Annotated in this window: 14 protein-coding genes; 6 read left to right on the plus strand and 8 right to left on the minus strand. The window is 73.4% G+C overall.

Features of this window, described 5'->3' with window-relative positions:
* Positions 1 to 296: 296 nt before the first annotated feature.
* The 3 genes from BLR33_RS05960 (at position 297) to BLR33_RS34675 (ending at position 3,200) form a co-directional block, all read left to right on the plus strand.
* On the plus strand, positions 297 to 929 hold the full coding sequence (locus BLR33_RS05960; protein ID WP_093783168.1) for an acetate uptake transporter: 633 nt from the start codon (positions 297 to 299) through the stop codon (positions 927 to 929).
* The gene (acs, locus tag BLR33_RS05965) at positions 926 to 2,914 is read left to right on the plus strand and encodes an acetate--CoA ligase (protein ID WP_093783169.1); all 1,989 of its coding nucleotides are present in this window, start codon (positions 926 to 928) and stop codon (positions 2,912 to 2,914) included. Before BLR33_RS05960 ends, acs begins: the two co-directional genes overlap by 4 nt.
* Positions 2,915 to 3,008: 94 nt before the next feature.
* Entirely contained in the window at positions 3,009 to 3,200 is a 192-nt protein-coding gene (locus BLR33_RS34675) for a hypothetical protein (protein WP_143031638.1), read from the plus strand.
* A 160-nt stretch (positions 3,201 to 3,360) separates the two neighbouring features.
* Here BLR33_RS34675 and BLR33_RS05970 read toward each other — a convergent pair whose 3' ends face one another.
* On the minus strand, positions 3,361 to 6,390 hold the full coding sequence (locus BLR33_RS05970; protein WP_176930142.1) for an AfsR/SARP family transcriptional regulator: 3,030 nt from the start codon (positions 6,388 to 6,390) through the stop codon (positions 3,361 to 3,363).
* A 393-nt stretch (positions 6,391 to 6,783) separates the two neighbouring features.
* Between BLR33_RS05970 and BLR33_RS35875 the strand changes: the two genes are divergently transcribed.
* Both BLR33_RS35875 and BLR33_RS35060 read left to right on the plus strand, forming a co-directional pair.
* Positions 6,784 to 8,904: a tetratricopeptide repeat protein gene (locus tag BLR33_RS35875; protein WP_245771180.1), complete on the plus strand. Its 2,121-nt coding sequence runs from the start codon at positions 6,784 to 6,786 to the stop codon at positions 8,902 to 8,904.
* A 388-nt stretch (positions 8,905 to 9,292) separates the two neighbouring features.
* Positions 9,293 to 9,574, plus strand: a complete 282-nt coding sequence (locus BLR33_RS35060) for a hypothetical protein (RefSeq protein WP_176930143.1) — start codon at positions 9,293 to 9,295, stop codon at positions 9,572 to 9,574.
* 299 nt (positions 9,575 to 9,873) lie between these two features.
* Here the strand turns inward: BLR33_RS35060 and BLR33_RS05980 are convergent, their stop codons facing one another.
* The 4 genes from BLR33_RS05980 to BLR33_RS05995 form a co-directional block, all read right to left on the minus strand.
* Positions 9,874 to 11,115 (minus strand): hypothetical protein, encoded by a 1,242-nt coding sequence (locus BLR33_RS05980; protein ID WP_245771181.1) that lies wholly within the window; start codon positions 11,113 to 11,115, stop codon positions 9,874 to 9,876.
* A 207-nt stretch (positions 11,116 to 11,322) separates the two neighbouring features.
* The gene (locus BLR33_RS05985; protein ID WP_245771182.1) at positions 11,323 to 12,564 is read right to left on the minus strand and encodes a sialidase family protein; all 1,242 of its coding nucleotides are present in this window, start codon (positions 12,562 to 12,564) and stop codon (positions 11,323 to 11,325) included.
* A gap of 139 nt (positions 12,565 to 12,703) precedes the next feature.
* On the minus strand, positions 12,704 to 13,621 hold the full coding sequence (locus BLR33_RS05990; RefSeq protein WP_093783171.1) for a dihydrodipicolinate synthase family protein: 918 nt from the start codon (positions 13,619 to 13,621) through the stop codon (positions 12,704 to 12,706).
* A complete protein-coding gene (locus tag BLR33_RS05995) occupies positions 13,621 to 15,060 on the minus strand; it encodes a sialate:H+ symport family MFS transporter (protein WP_093783172.1) in 1,440 nt (479 codons plus the stop codon). Before BLR33_RS05995 ends, BLR33_RS05990 begins: the two co-directional genes overlap by 1 nt.
* A 94-nt stretch (positions 15,061 to 15,154) precedes the next feature.
* On the opposite strand from BLR33_RS05995, the gene BLR33_RS06000 reads away from it, so the two are divergent.
* The gene (locus tag BLR33_RS06000) at positions 15,155 to 15,937 is read left to right on the plus strand and encodes a FadR/GntR family transcriptional regulator (protein WP_245771183.1); all 783 of its coding nucleotides are present in this window, start codon (positions 15,155 to 15,157) and stop codon (positions 15,935 to 15,937) included.
* Between the two features lie 190 nt (positions 15,938 to 16,127).
* Here the strand turns inward: BLR33_RS06000 and BLR33_RS06005 are convergent, their stop codons facing one another.
* From BLR33_RS06005 to BLR33_RS35585, 3 genes are all read right to left on the minus strand, one after another.
* Entirely contained in the window at positions 16,128 to 16,748 is a 621-nt protein-coding gene (locus BLR33_RS06005; RefSeq protein WP_093783173.1) for an SMI1/KNR4 family protein, read from the minus strand.
* A 264-nt stretch (positions 16,749 to 17,012) separates the two neighbouring features.
* Positions 17,013 to 17,663 carry a TOPRIM nucleotidyl transferase/hydrolase domain-containing protein gene (locus BLR33_RS06010; RefSeq protein WP_093783174.1) on the minus strand — a complete coding sequence of 217 codons (651 nt, stop codon included), beginning with the start codon at positions 17,661 to 17,663 and terminating at the stop codon, positions 17,013 to 17,015.
* A gap of 68 nt (positions 17,664 to 17,731) precedes the next feature.
* Positions 17,732 to 17,941: a hypothetical protein gene (locus BLR33_RS35585; RefSeq protein WP_218136613.1), complete on the minus strand. Its 210-nt coding sequence runs from the start codon at positions 17,939 to 17,941 to the stop codon at positions 17,732 to 17,734.
* Between the last annotated feature and the right edge of the window lie 41 nt (positions 17,942 to 17,982).

Below are 17,982 nucleotides of genomic sequence, written 5' to 3' on the forward strand. Positions count from 1 at the left end.
GGGTCGAGCGGGCTCCTCCCGGCCGTCGTTGGGTGCCCAAACGAGCTGCCCCGCAGGCGCGTTCGGACCGGCGCGACACATGTTCGGCATTCTTCCGGAACCGTTCGGCGTCCCGCGGGGACCGTCCGTCGCATCGGCGGCACCGTCCGCCGCGCCGCGCGGACCGCTCGGCGACAGCGCGGTGCACACGCGTAGCTCCGTGTGACGGCTGCTCCTAGCGTGGAAGGAGGGCCGTATACAAGCCGCCGCGGCCCCCACTTCCCCCTGCTGCCTTCCTCAACGAGGAGGAGACCGCTGTGAGTTCCCCCACCGCCGCCCCCGACACGATCGCCGACCCCGGGCCGCTCGGCCTGGCCGGCTTCGCCTCGACCACCTTCGTGCTCAGCTCCTTCAACGCGCACCTGATCCACCAGAACCTGCTCACCGTGGTCCTGCCGCTCGCCCTCTTCTACGGCGGGCTGGTCCAACTGCTGGCCGGCATGTGGGAGTTCCGCAAGGGCAACACCTTCGGCGCCACCGCGTTCGCGTCCTACGGCGCCTTCTGGCTGAGCTACGCGGGCTACGTCAAGTTCGTCATCGGCGATCTCCCGCCGGACACCGCCCACCAGGCCACCGGGCTCTACCTGCTGGTGTGGGCGATCTTCACCGTCTACATGACGGTCGCCGCGCTGCGCACCAACGCGGCGCTGCTCGCGGTGTTCACGGCGCTGGCCGCGACCTTCATCCTGCTGGCCGTCGCGGAGTTCGACCAGTCCACCGCGATCACCAAGGTCGGCGGCTGGGTCGGCCTGGTCACCGCGGTGCTCGCCTGGTACGCCTCCTTCGCCGGCGTCACCAACTCCACCTGGAAGCGCACGGTCCTGCCGCTCGGCACGCTCACCTTCTCCCTCGGCCGCAGCGGCGGACCGGTGGAGGAGCAGCACGCATGAGTGGGGAGACCCTGTCCAACCTCCTGTCCGAGGCCCGCCGGTTCCCCCCGCCGGCGGACCTCGCGGCGGAGGCGAACGTCACCGCGGCCGCCTACGACGAGGCGGCCGCCGACCCCGACGCCTTCTGGGCGGCGGCGGCCGGGCGGCTCGACTGGGCCGAGCCATGGCAGCAGATACGCGACTGGAGCAACGCCCCCTTCGCCCGCTGGTTCACCGGCGGGAAGCTCAACGCGGCCCACAACTGCGTCGACCGGCACGTCGAGGCGGGCCACGGCGACCGCGTCGCCTTCCACTTCGAGGGCGAGCCCGGCGACACCCGCACCCTCACCTACGCCGACCTCAGGGACGAGGTGTGCCGGGCCGCCAACGCCCTGCTCTCGCTGGGCGTCCGGGCCGGCGACCGGGTCGCGATCTACATGCCGATGATCCCCGAGACGGTCGTCGCGATGCTCGCCTGCGCCCGGATCGGTGCCCCGCACACCGTGGTCTTCGGCGGCTTCTCCGCCGACGCGCTGCGCGGCCGTATCCTCGACTGCGACGCCCACGTCGTCATCACCGCCGACGGCGGCTACCGCAAGGGCGCGCCGTCCGCGCTCAAGCCGGCCGTCGACGAGGCGCTCACCGCATGCCCGCAGGTGCGCAGCGTCCTCGTGGTGCGCCGTACCGGCCAGGACGTCGCCTGGAGCGAGGGCCGCGACGTGTGGTGGCACGACCTCGTCGCCGCGCAGCCGGCGGAGCACACCGCCGAGGCGTTCGACAGCGAGCACCCGCTCTACATCATGTACACCTCGGGAACGACCGCCCGCCCCAAGGGAATCCTGCACACCACCGGCGGCTACCTGACCCAGGCGGCCTGGACGCACTGGGCGGTCTTCGACGTCAAGCCGGAACGGGACGTGTACTGGACGGCCGCCGACATCGGCTGGGTCACCGGCCACTCCTACATCGTCTACGGCCCGTTGGCCAACGGGGTGACCTCCGTGCTCTACGAGGGCACGCCCGACACCCCGCACCAGGGCCGGTGGTGGGAGATCGTCGCCAAGTACGGTGTCACGATCCTGTATTGCGCGCCGACCGCGATCCGCACGTTCATGAAGTGGGGCGAGCAGATCCCGGCGCGGTTCGATCTGTCCTCGCTGCGGCTGCTCGGCTCAGTCGGTGAGCCCATCAACCCCGAGGCGTGGGTGTGGTACCGGCACGCGATCGGCGGGGACCGCACGCCCGTGGTGGACACGTGGTGGCAGACCGAGACGGGTGCGCAGATGATCAGCCCGCTGCCGGGGGTGAGCACCTGCAAGCCGGGCTCCGCGCTGCGGCCGCTGCCGGGCATCTCCGCCGAGGTGGTGGACGACAACGGGCAGCCGGTACCGAACGGTTCGGGCGGCTACCTGGTCCTCACCCAGCCGTGGCCCTCGATGCTGCGCACCATCTGGGGCGATGAGCAGCGGTACATCGACACGTACTGGTCGCGCTTCCCCGGCTACTACTTCGCGGGCGACGGCGCCAAGAAGGACGAGGACGGGGACATCTGGCTGCTGGGCCGGGTGGACGACGTCATGAACGTCTCGGGCCACCGGATCTCCACCACGGAGGTCGAATCGGCCCTGGTCTCGCACCCGTTCGTGGCGGAGGCCGCGGTGGTCGGGGCGGCGGACGCGACGACGGGCCAGGGCATCGTGGCCTTCGTCATCCTGCGCGCGACGGCCGCCGAGGCGGGTCTCGACGGGGCGGCCCTCGCCCGCGAGTTGCGCGCCCACGTCACCAAGGAGATCGGCCCGATCGCCCGCCCCCGCCAGATCCTGGCCGTGGCGGAACTCCCCAAGACCCGCTCGGGCAAGATCATGCGCCGCCTCCTGCGCGACGTGGCGGAGAACCGGGCGCTGGGCGATGTCACGACCCTGACGGACTCAACGGTGATGCAAGCCATCCGCGAGGGCCTCCCCGAGGGCTCGCACGGGAGCGGGGAGGAAGCTGACGAGGAGTGAGACCCCCGCGGTGGCCGCCGCACCGAGCCGCCGAGTCTCACGGAACCCGAGCATCATCCCGCGGCCCGGCTTGACCTCTCCGGCCACGGCCGGCGTGACCTCCGCGACCCCGTCCGACGGCGCCGCGGAGGCCGCGGCAGGAACGGCCCGACCTGCCGGTACGGCGGCTGCGGACGCGGTCGCCGTACCGGCCGCGATGAGAAACGCGCAGGTCATCGCGAAGATCGCGACGATCGACAGCCTTCTGGACATGACTTCGCGCATGGAAAGCCGTTCATGTAAATGATCATACTGAAGGCCGGAGCATATCCGTAGAGTGCCCATCTCTCAAGGTCAATTCGACGGGGGTCTGAAAGCGGGTATTTATCAGAGCTGACGGCTCACTATCAGAGCCTTTCCAGGTCAGTGTTTTGTTCGGCGGCTCTTCCCGGAGAATGACACGTGGATTACGCGACGCCGTCCCTGTGGTCGTCGAGACCTTTGGCGAGATCCAGTCCGCGTTGGGCGCGAGTCGCTTCACGGGCCGCGCCGAGGGCCTCTGCCAGTCGAAACGCCTCGGTGAAGCTGGCCATCGCTTCCTCGCGGTCGGCCGTTCGCAGCCAAATCTCACCCATGGCGAGGAGATTGTCGAGCTGGTTCTTTCGGTCCCCGAGGGAAACGAATACCTCGTAGGTTTGCCCGTACAGCGACAATGCCTGTGAGGTTTCACCGAGTGATCCCAGGATCTCGGCCAAAGTAGCGCGGACCAGCGCCTGGTCGTGCCGATTTCCGGCAGTGTCGAGAACTGCGACGGCCTCTTCGAGATTTTGCCTCGCCACGTCGAAACTTCCGAGATCGGCTCTTCCTGCCGCGAGGTTGTTCAGGGCGAAACCTGCAGATCGGCGGTCACCGGCGGCGGTGAATCCTTCAAGCGCGCGCTCGAGATGGCCGACGGCCGAGGCGGTGTCGCCCATATCCGTGAGGAGCGTGCCGAGGTTGTTGTGGAGGCGGGAGATCTCGTAGACGTCGGTGCTGTCCGCGCGCAGTGCGAAGGCGCGTTCCAGGAGGGTCAGCGCTCTGTCGAGTTCACCGCGCTGCCATGCCAGAGTGGCCAGCACACGCAGGACGTCGGCGTGCAGCTCGGAAGCTCCGGACGCCTCGGCGAGCTCCAGTGCCCGCGCCCCGGAAGCCGCGGCCGACGCGTAGTCGCCCAGCTTCGTGCGGATCTCGGTGAGCGCGGCCAGCGTGCGGCACAGGGCCTCGGGCTGTTCGCCGTCCGCCCAGACGTCCGCGGCGGCCGTGAGGACATCGGCCGCGTCCGCCCAGTGACACTCGGCCTCCAGATGACCGGCGGCGGCATAGCCGAGAAGGGCCGCGAGACGGCCCTCGCCTCGGCTGCGCGCATGGGCCTCGACGCTGAGCACGTTGTCCCGCTCGGCCGCCAGCCAGGCGCGGGCCGCGGCCGCAGACGCGGGAGCCGGATCTCCCGGCGCGGGAGCGGGAGGTGGCCCGAGTTGTGGTCGGCGCGGATGGGCAAGGCGGTCGGCCTGGGTGGTCGTGCGGGTGTAGAAGGCGGTGAGGCGGGTGATCACCGCCGAGCGGGTGTGCTGCGGGTCCTCGGCTCGGGCTTGGCGTTGGGCGTAGGCGCGGACCAGGTCGTGGAAGGCGAAGCGGTCGGGGACGGGCTCGCGGATCAGGTGGAAGCCGAGGAGCTGCTCGAGGAGCCATTCGGCCGCCGGCACCGGGAGGTCGAGCATCGCTGCCGCGGCCGGCGCCGTGAAGTCGGGGCCCGGGTGCAGGCTCAGCCGGCGGAAGGCGCTGCGCTGGGGCGCGGTGAGGTCGCGGTAGGACAGCTCGAAGACCGTCTCGATCGCGCTGTCCGCGCTGCGCAACTGGTCCAACCGGTCCGCCGTGGACAGCCGTTCGCGCAGGGTGGTGAGGGTCCACACCTGGTGGGCCTGGAAGCGCGCGGCGGCCAGCTCGATCGCGAGCGGCAGATAACCGCACAATTGTACGATATGGGCCAACTCGCCGTCGTCCCCGGTGCGGTCGCGGCCGGCGAAGGTGCGGAACAGGGCGATCGCGTCCTCCGGCGGCAGCACATCGAGCTGGACGGTCCTGGCGGCCGGCAGACCCGTGAGGTGGCGGCGGCTGGTGAGCACGACCAGCGCCGGTGAACTCACCGGCAGCAGCGGCCGGATCTGCGCCGCGTCGGCGACGTCGTCCAGCACGATCACCATCCGCCGCCGGGCCAGCAGGTCCCGCCACATCGCGGCCTGCTCGTCCACACCGACCGGGATGGCGGGGGCGGGCACCCCCGCGAGCCGCAGCAGCGCGGCCACCGCGGCGCCCGTCGTCAGCGGCTCCTGCCCGGCGACATGGCCGCGCAGGTTCAAGTAGACCTGGCCGGACGGGAAGTTTCCGGACAATCGGTGGGCGGTGTGGACAGCGAGCGCCGTCTTGCCCACCCCCGGCATGCCGCTGACCGTCTCCAGGGTCACCACCCCGCCCCCGGCGGCGGGCGGGACCGCGGGCGTACCGCCGGGATCGGCCGCGGCCCCGAACTCCGCGGTCAGTCGCTCCAGTTCGGCCCGCCGTCCCACCAGCGGCGGCTGCGCGGGCAGGTTCCGCGGCACCGGCACCCGCGGCGGCACCGCGGACCCGCCGCCGCGCGGGGCGGCGGGCGGCTGCCCGGAAGCGCCCCGAACAGCCGCCGTACGAGCGGACGTCGGACCGCTCGCCCGCGGCGGCCGGAGCAACTCGCCCGCGGGCACCTGGTGGAGCATGCCCTGGCGGATCCGCTCCAGCATCGGGCCCGGCGCGGAGCCGAACTCGTTCCTCAACTCCCGCCGGGCCCGCTCGTAGACGCCGAGCGCGTCGGAATACCGCCCGCGCCCGTAGTACGCCAGCATCAGGTGGCCCAGCAGCGTCTCGTCCACCGGCCGGTCGGCGGTCAGCCGCAGCAACTCCCCGATCGGCTCGGCGAACCGGCCCAGCCGCAGGGTCGCCGCGATCCGTGAGGTCTGCGCGGCCACCCGCTGCTCGGCGAGGGAGTGCCGCACGGCCGCGGCCCAGTCGCCCCGCAGCCCGCCGAGCGCGTCGCCCTCCCACAACCGGTCGGCACGGGCGAGGAGTTCGACGGCCTGCTCGTCCGCCGCGCTCTCCGCCTCGGCCACCAGACGCCGGTAGCGGTGCCAGTCCACCGCCTCGGGGTCGGCCCGCAGCACATAGGTGTGGTCCTTCCCGGCCAACTCCACCGGTTCGGCGGCCGCGGCCAGGCGCCGGCGCAGCCGGGAGACGTAGGACCACACGCTCTGGTCGGGGTGCTCCGGCCCCCTGCCCTCGTCCCACAGGCAGCGCACCAGCGTGTCCTGGGTGACCGGGCGGCCCGCGTCCAGCGCGAGCGCGGCCAGCAGCAGGCGCTCCTTGGCGGAGCCGAGTCCGATGTTCGCCCCGCCGGCCCGTACCGCCACCGGCCCGAGTAACCGGAAGTCCACCAGCGCGCCCTCCCCGCTGGTTCGGCCGTTCCCCGTATGTGCGTTTTGACGAGCATGACACGGCACCGGCAAAGGTCACCAGACGCTGTCACGCAATGGCCGGTTAGCGCCGCAGCACCGTAAAACAGCGGGCCCGCATGATTCGTCCCGCCAATTGCGCGGGATCATCGCAGAAGCGCACCGGCAGGGGCATCCGGCCAGTTGGGGGGCAGTGCGGTGGCGGAAGCGGCGGGCGGGGAACAGCACAACACCATAGACGGCTCCGTGCAATTGCAAGGGATCACGATCCAAGCGCGGGATGTGCACGGCGGCGTGCATGTCCATTCCCGGCCGCGGCCCATTCCACGGCAGATCCCGCCCTATTCACGTGACTTCCTCAGCCGCCGGGAGGACATGGCGGCGCTGGGCCGCCTGGCCGCGGAGGACCCCGCGGGCGGACTGCCGTTGCTGGTCGTGACCGGGCCGGCGGGGATCGGCAAGACCGCCCTGGCCGCCCGCTGGCTCGGCGGCCGGGCCGCCGACTTCCCCGACGGGCAGCTCTACGCGGACCTGCGCGGTGCGACGCCCGACGATCCGGCGCCGCCCGGAGAGGTGCTGGCCGCCTTCCTGCGCGCGCTCGGCGCCGCCACCGTTCCGGCCGATCTTCCCGAACAGGCCGCCGCCTGGCGGTCGTTCTCGGCGGGCCTGCGCCTGGCGGTCCTCCTGGACAACGCCGCCTCGGCCGCCCAGGTACGGCCGCTGCTGCCGGCCGGGCCCGGCGTCGTCGTGGTCACCAGCCGCCGGCGGCTCACCGCGCTCGTTCTCGACGGCGCCCGCCACCACCGTCTTGCGGGCCTCGGCACCGCGGACGGCGTCGCGCTGCTCGCCCGGGGCATCGGGGAGGACCGCGTCGCGGCCGAACTCCCCGCGGCCCGGCGCCTGGTGCGGGCCTGCGCCGGGCTCCCGCTCGCCGTCTGCCTCGCCGCCGCCCGGCTCGCCCTGCGCCCCGGTCAGCCGGTGGCGGCCCTGGCCGACGCCCTCGCCCCCGAGGCGCAGGGTCTGGCCGCACTCGACCTCGAAGGAGAGACCACCGTGGCGAAGGCGCTGGACGCGTCCTACCAGGCCCTGACCGCTCCCGCGGCCCAGGTCTACCGGGCCCTGGGCGCCCTGCCGGTGCCCTGGTTCGACGCCGCGGCCACCGCGGCGGCCTGCGCCCGGCCGCGGACGTGGGCGGAGGACCGGCTGGACGAACTGGTCGAGGCGCATCTGCTGGAGCCCGCGGGGCCGGGCACCTACCGCTTCCACGACCTGGTCCGCACCCACGCGCGGGCCCTCGCGGACGGCTCCGCGAGCGCCGGTACGGCGGGGGGTTCCGGTCGTGACGGTTCGGGCGGGGAAGGTTCCGGTCGCCACGGCTCGGACTCTGACGGTTCCGGTCGTGACAGTTCGGGCGGGGACGGTTCCCGGCGTGACGCTTCGGGCCGGGACGGTTCGGGCCGGGACCGCCCCGGGCGCGACGGCTCCTCCGCAACCGGCCCCGCCGTCCCGCCCGACGACCCCGCCACCGTGCTGCGCCGCCTCTGCGAGTGGTACCTGCGCGTGGCCAGCGCCGCCCAACAGCGGCTCACCCCGGCCCAGTTCGTCCTGCCGCGCACTTACCTGCACCCCTGCGACCTGCCCGTGCCGTTCGACGACGACCCCGGCGCCGTCCACTGGCTCGACGAGCGGCGGCTGCACCTGAAGGCGCTCGCCGAAGCCGCCGCCGCCCGCGGCTGGTACGACACCGCCTGGCAACTGGTCGACGCCTCCTGGCCGATGCTGCTGCGGGTGCGCCACTACGACCTGTGGATCGACCTGCACCGCACAGGAGTTGCCGCCGCCCGGCAGGACGGCGACGCCCGGGCCGAGCGGCAGATGCTCAACTCCGGTGCCATCGGCCTGAACGCGGCCGGCCGCGGCGAGGAGGCCGCGGCCTGGTACGAGGAGTCCCTTGCCGCCGCCCGAGCGGCCGGTGACGCGCGCGACGAGGGCCAGGCCCTGCTCGGGCTCGGCGCCTACCACCAGGACGCGGGCCACCCCGCCCAGGCCGCGCCCTACCTGGAGCAGGCGGTCGCCGTCTGGACCGGCTGCGGCTACCCGCGCGGCGCCGCCCTGGCCCGCACGGTGCTCGGCGAGACGGCCCTCGCCACCGGTCGGCCCGATGCCGCCGTCTGCCACTTCGACCGGGCCCGGCGCGAACTCCTCGCCGTACCTGACGCGCACGACGCCGCCCGCGCGCAGGCGTTCCTCGGCCGCGCCCTCGTGCTGACCGGCGAACCGGCGGCCGGCACTGCCGAGTTGGAGCAGGCGCTGGCCGTGTTCACGGCGACGGGCGCCGTCCACTGGCAGGCCCGCGCGCTGGAGATGCTGGCGGACAGCACACCCGACCCGGCGCGGGCCCGCGCACTGCTGGAGCGGGCGCGGACCCGCTACGAGGAGACCAGCCCCGCCGACGCCGCCAGGATCAGCGAGCGGTTGGCGGACCCGGCGGGTTGAGCGCGCGGCCGGGCGGTGGCGCCGCGTCGCACGGCCCGATCCCGTCGGCCAGGGACCACAGGGAGCGCCCCCACACCAGCCAGGCGTGGGCGCAGGACGGGAAGAGCGGATGGCGTGCCGCGGCAGCACGGACCACGACGGCCCTCGCCCCGTCCGGTCCTCCGCCCGCAGCGCCCGCAGTGCCCGTACGAGCGCGTCCTGGGCCGCCGCCGGGTACCGTGCCGCCGTGTGCCGTGCTTCCGGGAGCATGCCCGGCTTCTGCAGCGGTGCGCCCTGCGCCGCAGCCCGGCAGCGCGCCGGCATTGTCGTGCCCTGCGCCCGTGCCGCTGAGTGCCGCGCCCGCGTGGCCGTTGCCAGCGCCCGTACGGCCGGGACCAACCGCGCTGCCATGCCCGGTGCCCGTACCGCCGGGACCCGCGCTCGCCGCGCCCCGGTCGGCAGCGCCCTGTCCCGCGGGTGCTTCCCGAGCCGCGAGCAGCCAGCCGCCTCCGGCCAGCGGCACGGCGGCGAGCGCGCACCCCGGCCACCGGGCGAGCAGCCCGTCCGCTTCGAGCCGGGCGGCTGCCGGGTCGCGGCGAGCCGGGCCGATCAGGACGTCCGCCCAGGCCGTACGGCGGTCCCGCGCGGATTGATCGGCGTACGCCACCACATGCTCGTCCAGCACCCGTGAGCCGGCCGACTCCGCCCGCACCTGTGTCTCGTAGCGGCCCCGTGCCGCCGTGAGCAGCCAGCGACCCTCTTCCGTCCGCGCGTGTAGCGCGAGTACGCCGCCGGTAGCCAAATCGCCGACCGACGTGAGCAGTTCCCGGGCGGCACCGACGCCCCACGCGCAGGGCGCCTCCAAGGCCCGGGTCCGCTCCGGCAGTTCGCGGGGAGTGCCGGCACCGTACGCGCAGTCCGCAGTCGTACGGTCCGCTGCCGCGGGTTGCGCGCGCCACAGATACCCCCGGACCGTCACCAGCCCCTCGCTCATGCGGGCACCTCGCCTGTGCCCCGTGCCGCGGTGTCCAGGGGCGGCGGTTTCGGCAGCGGGACCGTCGCCGGGAGGTGCGCGGGTTCGCCGAGGCGCATGACCCGGTACATCAGGCGCCGCATGCGGGAGTTGAAGCGGCCGGGCTCGGAGGTGATGCGGGCGGTGATCGCGGCCCGCTCCTCGTCGCGGCGCTCGGCAGCGGCGTATTTCAGCTGTTCGAGCAGCGGGTGGCTCGCGGTCAGGGTCGGCACGGCGAGCGCCAACGCGGCCGCCGGGGACGCCGGGTTGACCTCGTCGTCAGGGGTGGGAGTGGCCAGGAGCACCGCGGCCTGGGTGAGCAGGGAGTACAGGGTCACCGAGCCGTGGTCGCCCAGCACCCAGTCCGCCGCGACGAGCACGCTGCGCCAGTCCGCCTCGGGCGGCACCAGCGAGATGCCCGCCTGCCGGCAGCGCGCCAGCCAGGCGTTGATCTGCCAAGGGCCGTGCGCGGCCCAGGCGTTGGGGTGCAGCAGGACCGCGGTGCGGAAGCCGCGGGCGGGGAGTTCGGACATCAGCCGCGGCAGCAGCGCCTCGAAGCGGGCGAAGGAGGAGCGCGGGCCCCAGGTGGAGACGGCCACCAGCAGCTTCTGGCCCGCGCGCAGGCCGAGTGCCGCGCGGTAGGCGCCACGGCGGGCCCGGCTCGCCACGATCCGGTCGTGCACCGGGTCGCCGACGACGTGGGCGAACGGCACCGCGGGCGGGCAGTGGCGGCGCAGTTCGTCCAGCTCGTCGCGGTGTGGCAGGACCACGGCGGCCGGTGCGCGGCCGCCGGGGAACAGGTCGCGGCGGCGCATGCCCGCGACTCCGTCGTCGGCGGTGCCGGTGATGCGCTTCAGGTAGCCGGCGCCGTGCGGCATGGTGATCAGCGGCGCCCGCACCTGTTCGATGCCACCGGGCCCGGCGGTCAGGGCCAGGTCGTAGTCGGTCCTGACCGCCTGGTCCCACGGCACCGTCGCGCAGCCGCGCCGGGCGAGGAACGCCTTGACGCCCGCGCCGAACACGTGCGGCGGCACCGTGAACACCACCTGCACCCGGAAGTCGCCCTCCAGGACATCGAGTACGTCGAGCAGCCGTTTCGCGTAGGTGACGGTGTGCGCGACGGCGAGAACTTTCCTGCTGCCCAGGACCGTCAGCCATTCGCGTGCTTCCGGTCGGGGTGTGGTCGGTAATACGGTGGCGGCGGCTGTCCACGCCGGCATGGCGTCCCCCCAAGTCCAGGTCCTCCGACGGGCGTTCGGGCCCGTGTCGTCGGGGGTCCCATGCCCGGGGCGGTGGGCGGAAGCCTGGACGGCGGCTTGCAGAAACCTTGCAGGGGGCGGGATCCGACCGGGCGCGGGCTGGGCCCGGCGTTCAGCGGCTTCAGCGGGCCCCAGCGGGCCAGCGGCCCCAGCGGGCCTCGGTGCGCATCAGGGGGTGAGCGCGGACACCGGGATGCGGGTGAAGGTGATGGTGTCCGTGGAGGTGGTCGTGCCCGTCTCGTAGAGCAGGCCGACGTGGGAGCCGGTGAGCTGGACCATGTCGCTGTAGGCGGCGGGGAGCGGGGAGAGGGTGAGGACGGGGGTCCAGGTGCGGCCGGCGTCCAGGCTGGCGCGGATCGTCATCGCGGCGCGGCGGGTGGGGTCGGCGGGGCCGGAGAAGAGCAGCGGTCCGTGCTCGGCCTGCAGGACGGCGCCCTGGACGACGGTGCCGGCCAACTCGGTCTGCGGGACGTAGGGGTGGACGAGCGTGGCGCCGCCGTCGGTGCTGTAGGCGTCCACCCGGACACCGGGGGCGGTGCCGCTCTGGTTGCGGGCGTTGAAGTAGATCCGGCCGTCGGTGAGTTGGGCTGCGGTGGTCTCGTTGGCGTTGACGGCGCCGTCGGGGGCGTCGTCCAGGAAGCCGATCTGCCAGGAGGTGCCGCCGTCGTCGCTGAACAGGCAATGCCCGCCGTAGTACTTGGCCTCGGTGCCGGTGTCGGGGGAGCCCGCGGGCGGCGGAGTGGAGTGGTTCGCGGGGACGACCAGGCGGCCGCGGTGCGCCCCCGCCGTCAGGGCGATGGCGTGGCCCGGGCCGGTGGCGTACCAGCGCCAGTCCGGGTGCTTCACCTCGGCGGTGATCTCGCGCGGGCGGCTGAAGGTGGCGCCGTCGTCGTCGCTGTGCTGCAGCCACACCCGGCGTCCGTCCGCCGGGTCCACGGTGCCCGCCATGATCGCCGTCTCGCTGGCGTCGGCGCCGTTCGTGCAGGTCAGCAGGATGATACGGCCGGTGCGGGGGTCCACCACCGGGCACGGGTTGCCCTGGGTGTCGGTGCCGTCGCCGGCGACCGGCTGCAAGGGGCCCCAGGTGCGGCCCTCGTCGTGCGAGCGCTTCGCCACCACGACGATCCGGCCGGTGTCCGAGGTGCTCGCCCGCGCCTCGGCGAAGGCGATCAGGGTGCCGCGGCGGGTCCGGACGACCGCGGGGATGCGGTAGGTGTCGTAGCCCTCGGTGCCGGAGGTGTAGGGGACCGAACTCTCTAGTTCCGAGGTGGAGTTGGCGGTCTCCTCCGCAACTCCCGTCTGCTGCGGGCCACTTCCCCCGGGCGCGGCCGCCCTGGCGAGGGGGCTCGCCCACGCCAGCATGCCGGCGGTGAAGGGGAGTACGACGAGATTGCGGCGGTTGAGCGCCATGGTCCCTCCGAAATATTGCGGGTTCCGCGGGCCGGCGGCCGGCGGCGTACGGCTGCCGCCCGCCGGCGGCATACATCTGCCCCCGCGGACGGGCGGCCACCCGTCCGCGGAGCCGGCCCCCTGCGCGGGGGCAGGCCGTTCACGGGACGCGGCCGAGCCCCGCCGCCTCCAGCCGCGCGGCCACCTCGCGCGACTCGGCGGCCGTGAGCGGCAGCAGCGGCGGGACCGTGCCGGGCGAGGCGATTACCCCGCGTGCGGCGAGCGCGGTCTTGAAGGCGCCGAGCGCGGCGGAGATCCGGCCGACCCGGCTCCCGTCGGCGACCTCGATGATCGTGAACAGCTCGGTCAGCCGCCGCTGTTCGGCCCGGGCGGCGGTGAAGTCGCCCGCGCGCGCGGCCTCGTACAGGCGCACGTAGCCGTGCGGGTCGACGTTGCCGAGGCCGGGGACGATGCCGTCGGCGCCGCGGGCGAGCGCGAGGTCGGCCAGCGTCTCGGAGCCGGTGAGGCAGCCGGCGCCGCTGCCCGCGGCGGCGTCCAGCACCCGCTGGAAGGACTCCAGGTCGCCCGAGGAGTCCTTGACGCCCGCGATCACCTTCGCCTGGGCGAGTTCGCCGAGCAGCGCGGGCGGCAGCTTCCAGTGCACGTTGGACGGGATGTCGTAGGCGACGACGGGCAGTTCGAGCGCCGCGTGCAGCCGCTCGTAGTGCGCCCGGACCTCGGCCTCGCCGACGCCGACGTAGAAGGGCGCGGTGACCACCACCGCGTCCGCGCCCAACGCCTGGGCCCGGCGGGCGTGTTCGAGCACGCGCAGGGTCCCGGTGTCGATCGCGCCGGCCAGCACCGGCACCTGGCCCGCCGCGGTGGCGACCACCGTGCGCAGCGCGGTGTCCCGTGCCGTGTCGGTCAGTTGGGCGACCTCGCCGGTGGAGCCGCCGACGAACAGGCCGTGCACACCGGCGTCCAGCTGGAAGGCGGTCAGCCGCTCCAGCGACGCGGTGTCCACCTCCCCGTCGGCGGTCAGCGGGGTGCACAGGGGAGGAACGACTCCGTGGAACATCAGACCTTCTCACTGGTAGGGGGAACCGTCGCGAGCGCCTCCTGCTGCCGTGCGCCGGCCATCCGCTGCACCCGGGCGGGCACGTCGAAGCCGACCAGCAGGACGACGATCACGGTGATGCCGAGCGAGAGCACCATGATCGAGGTGCCCAGACTCAGCGGCTCGGCGAGTTTGGCGCCGAGCACCGGCGCCGCGGCGCCGCCGAGGGCGCCGACGTTGTAGCTGAAACCGAGGGCGGCCGCGCGAATCTCGATCGGGTAGTGGTCGCTGACGTACTTCGGCAGGATGCCCGAGGCGCCCGAACTCGTGCCCACCAGCAGGAAGAGCAGCACCCACAGCCACACCGTGTGGCCCTCGCCGAGGGCGAAGACGGGGTAGGCGAAGGCGAGCGAGACGATCAGCATCCCGACGTACGCGCGCCGGGTGCCGAACCGGTCGCCAAGGTAGCCGACGAGCACCGAGCCGGCCGCGTAGCCGAAGCCCGCGTACAGCAGCGCGTCGGAGACCTGGGCCGGGTCGTAGTGCAGGTCGGTCTTCAGGTACGTCGGCAGCAGCGACTGCAGCGGCCAGGAGTACATGAACGCGCAGAACACGGTGACCATCAGCGCCACCACCACCGGCCACAGCCGCCGCGCGAACTGCACGGACATCGCCACGAAGCAGGCGGTGATCAGGGCGACCAGCAGCAGCGTCACCGTCGGCGACTCGCCGCGCAGGACCACCAGCAGTGCGACCGCGGCGATCGCGCACACCGGCAGGTTCCACGCCTTGCAGTGGCCGGCGAAGAGCCGCGCTGTCGCGCTGACCTGCGGTGTCCCGGCCTCGCGGGCGGCCTTCCAGTCGGTGGCCTCCGGCAGTCTGCGGCGCAGGTAGATCGCCAGGATCACCGGCACGATGCCGATCCAGAACAGCACCCGCCAGCTGGTGTGCGGCACCACCCAGGCGTACGTCTTGGCGGCCAGCACGCTGCCCAGCGGGTAGCCGCTCAGCAGCATGCCGCTGGCCGTGTTGCGTATCCGCCGCGGCCAGCTCTCGATGATGTACGTGGCGCTGGCGCTGTACTCGCCGGCCATGCCGAGACCGACCACCATGCGGAAGGCGAAGAGCGACCAGTAGCCCCAGGCGAAGCCGCACAGCACGGAGCCGACCGCGTACAGCGCGATGCTGAGCACCATCGCGGGGCGGCGGCCGAGCCGGTCGCCGAGGGCGCCGAGGGCCAGGCCGCCGAACCAGCGCGACACGAAGGCGGCGGAGACGAGGGTGGCGGCCCGCACCGTGGAAAGGTGGAAATCCTTGCCGATCTCGGTGAGGACCAGGGTGATCAGGACGAAGTCGAAGCCGTCCATGCCGTAGCCGAGCCAGGCCGCGGTGAACGCCTTCCAGTCCTGGCGGGCGAGTTCGGCGCGCCAACGGAGTGGGGGCGCCGGTGAGTTGTCCATGGGGCTCGCATCCTCGGGAGCGTCGGTCGGCAGGTGAGCGGGTAGGTAGGACGTAGGATGTCCGACGTCCTACCGTGGCGGTAACCTAGGCTCCATGCCAGCGCAGCGCAAGCCCCCCGCCCCGGTGTCGCGGACTGCGGACCGGGCCCGGCGCCCGACCGTGCAGGACCAGATCGTCGACCTGGTCGTCGACATGGACCTCGACCCGGGCGACGCGCTGCCCGCCGAACCGGAGCTGATGCGCACGCTCGGTGTCAGCAGGAATTCGGTGCGTGAGGCGCTCAAGGGTCTGCAGGCGCTCGGCATCGTCGATATCCGGCACGGTTACGGCACGTACGTCGGCACCGCGGCGCTGCGCTCGATGGCGCCCGGGCTGCTCTTCCACTCCCGGCTCGCGGTCCGCCGCTCCAACCCGCGGGCGCTGCGCGACATCGTGGAGGTGCGCGCGCTGATGGAGAGCGGGCTGATCCGGCGGGCCGCGCGCGAGTTGAGCGCGGAGGATCTGGCACGCCTGCGTGCCGAACTGGACGCGTTGGAGGCCGACGGGGACGCCGGCCGGGCCGGCCACGACCGCCGCTTCCACGAGCTGCTCTACGAGCCGCTGGGCAACGGCCTCGCCCTCCAGTTGATCGCTCTCTTCTGGGACGTGTACCGCCAGTTGGAGGCGGACATGGCCAAGCCGCGTACCGACCACGCCCAGGTGGTCCGCCAGCACCGTCAGGTGCTTCAGGCCCTGGAGTCCCGTGACCCGGACGCGGCGGCGGCCACGATCGGGGAGCACTTCGCCGACGTGACGGCCCGGATCGACCTGTGGGCGGGGGAGTCGGGGGCGGGGTCGGGGCCCGCGCGCCCGGAGGAGAGCGCTCCGCGGGGCTGAGGCGGGTGCCTGCGGGTCCTTTGAGTTGGCTGGGCCTTGCCGACCCTTTTTGCGGGCGGGCTGTTGGCGGCTCCGGGCGTCTCGGAATGGCGGCTACGAGCAGGGTGCCTTGGGCGGTTGCGGGCCCTTGAGATTGCTGGGCCCTTTGGGGGCGGGGCTGTTGGCGGCTCCGGGCGTCTTCGAACGGCGGCTACCAGTCGAGCCGGGCGTGGCCCGAAGGGTGGTGGAACATCGTCGGCGTGTGGCGGCCGAAGGACGTACCGCTGGTGAGGCAGTCGGCCAGCGTGTCGAAGAACTCGGCGAGGTCGGTCGCCCACAATTCGCCCTCGACGTCCCCGGCCCCGACGCCCATCGTGTGGACATGCCCGTACCCCGGACCGGGATGGTGGTCCACGAACACCGTGCCGGCATCGTTGGAATGGGCGAACGGCACCCACTGGTGGGCGTGCGCGATGAGGGGCTCCGCGCCGTCCTCGAAGGGCCCGTCCTCCTCCGCCACGTCCTCGAACGTCCGGGCGAACATGCGGTGGTCCTCCAGGGCCCGGTCCAGGCCGTGCGGTATGTGCGAGCCCGGCAGGAGGAACCCGGCCATGAAGCCGCCGAGTTCCGCGGGCCACTCCTCCCGTACGCCGTCGTGCAGTTCGAACAGCGCGCGCAGGTGGGGGTGGAGCGCGAACCCCAACTCGCGTTCGACGTGGGCGATGTCGTACGGGCTCGCGCCGGCCCGCAACAGGGCGTGGTCCTCGGGCGAGTTGGCGGCGAGCCAGCTGTCGAAGCGGGACCAGGAGCGGTGGAAGCGGGTGTCGGTCATGGGGGAAGGCTAGGTGGGGGGTAGGACAGGGCCCCGGCGGTACGGACCTGGTGTGGGCCCGCGGGACGCGGGTGCCCTTTTGTAACGGCGGATCTCCTTCGGGGCCGGCCGGCACGTGCAGCGGCGGGGCGGGCGTTCGGGCGAGGCCGCGGCCGTCGCGGTACGGGGAAGTCCTGGCGCGCTGCCGTGTTGGTACGGTGCCGTCTTGGCACATGGGGGCGTGTTGGTACGGCGCCGTCGTGGTGGTACGGGCTTGGGCCCGTGTCAGAGCTGGGCGAGCAGGTGGTGCAGCGGGGTGGGGGTGTGGGCGAGGTCGAGGGCGGCGACCAGGGAGCGGCCGTACTGCTCCTTACGGCCGCTGTGGGTGCCGAGGAAGCGGTGGAGCTGCTGCTCGACGGTGCGGGTTCGCTGCGCGGGCTGCTTCTGGAAGGTGCGGAACTTGCGCAGCTCGCCCTCGGCCTCGACGATCTCCTGGACGGCGCCGGCGCCCAGCGCGCGGATCAGCTCGTCCTCGAGGTCGGCGACGCACACGTGGAAGCCGAGGCGGGCCAGGTCGGGGCGGGTGAGCGCGGTGCCGTAGCGGGCCCGCTCCAGGGCGCGGGCGAACCAGCGCTCCTCGGCGGCGTCGCACAGGCCGGCGAGCCGCAGCTCCCCGCCGCCGAGCGCGCCGACGTACCGCCCCACCCCCATCGCGCCGCCGATCGGCAGCACGCACACCCCCTCACCGGCGAGGTCCCGCCCGAGCCGCACCCCCAGCTCCCGGACGGCGGCGGCGTCACTGACCCCCTCCACGAGCACCACCACCCGCACCCCGTCGCGCCGGGCGGCCTCCTCCACTTCCCCCGCGAGCCCGCCGATCCCCCCGCGCCCGGCCGCCACCCACCCGCGCACCGCCTCAGCAAAAGTCCCCACCATCCCCCGACCTTCCCCCGCCCCACCCCGCCACCACCACTCCTTTTTCCGCGCTTCTTCCCGTGGTGCCCTCACTCGGTGAGCGGCAACGCCCAAGCCGCGTAGGCGCGCTGCACCTCGGCCATGTACTGCTCGATTGGGAAGCGCACTTCCTCGATGGGCTCATGGCCGGGCCCCGGGTACATCAGATCGCTCCAGACGACCGACGCGCCGCGAAGCCGCAGCCTGAGGCGGAGGTCGCCGAGGTCGGCCTCGGAGCCCTCGCGACGTGCCACGCTCACCGTGCGAGGCGCCTCACTCGGGTACAGGGGACCACCGGGCC

It is taken from the genome of Actinacidiphila guanduensis (assembly GCF_900103985.1).
Classification (GTDB): Bacteria; Actinomycetota; Actinomycetes; order Streptomycetales; family Streptomycetaceae; genus Actinacidiphila; species Actinacidiphila guanduensis.

Coding starts and splice junctions, on each gene's coding strand:
- acs (WP_093783169.1), top strand. CDS start 926: ATGAGTGGGGAGACCCTGTCCAACCTCCTGTCCGAGGCCCGCCGGTTC.
- BLR33_RS35875 (WP_245771180.1), top strand. CDS start 6,784: ATGGCGGCGCTGGGCCGCCTGGCCGCGGAGGACCCCGCGGGCGGACTG.
- BLR33_RS35060 (WP_176930143.1), top strand. CDS start 9,293: ATGCCCGGTGCCCGTACCGCCGGGACCCGCGCTCGCCGCGCCCCGGTC.
- BLR33_RS05980 (WP_245771181.1), bottom strand. CDS start 11,115: ATGCCGGCGTGGACAGCCGCCGCCACCGTATTACCGACCACACCCCGA.
- BLR33_RS05985 (WP_245771182.1), bottom strand. CDS start 12,564: ATGGCGCTCAACCGCCGCAATCTCGTCGTACTCCCCTTCACCGCCGGC.
- BLR33_RS05990 (WP_093783171.1), bottom strand. CDS start 13,621: ATGTTCCACGGAGTCGTTCCTCCCCTGTGCACCCCGCTGACCGCCGAC.
- BLR33_RS05995 (WP_093783172.1), bottom strand. CDS start 15,060: ATGGACAACTCACCGGCGCCCCCACTCCGTTGGCGCGCCGAACTCGCC.
- BLR33_RS06000 (WP_245771183.1), top strand. CDS start 15,155: ATGCCAGCGCAGCGCAAGCCCCCCGCCCCGGTGTCGCGGACTGCGGAC.
- BLR33_RS06005 (WP_093783173.1), bottom strand. CDS start 16,748: ATGACCGACACCCGCTTCCACCGCTCCTGGTCCCGCTTCGACAGCTGG.
- BLR33_RS06010 (WP_093783174.1), bottom strand. CDS start 17,663: ATGGTGGGGACTTTTGCTGAGGCGGTGCGCGGGTGGGTGGCGGCCGGG.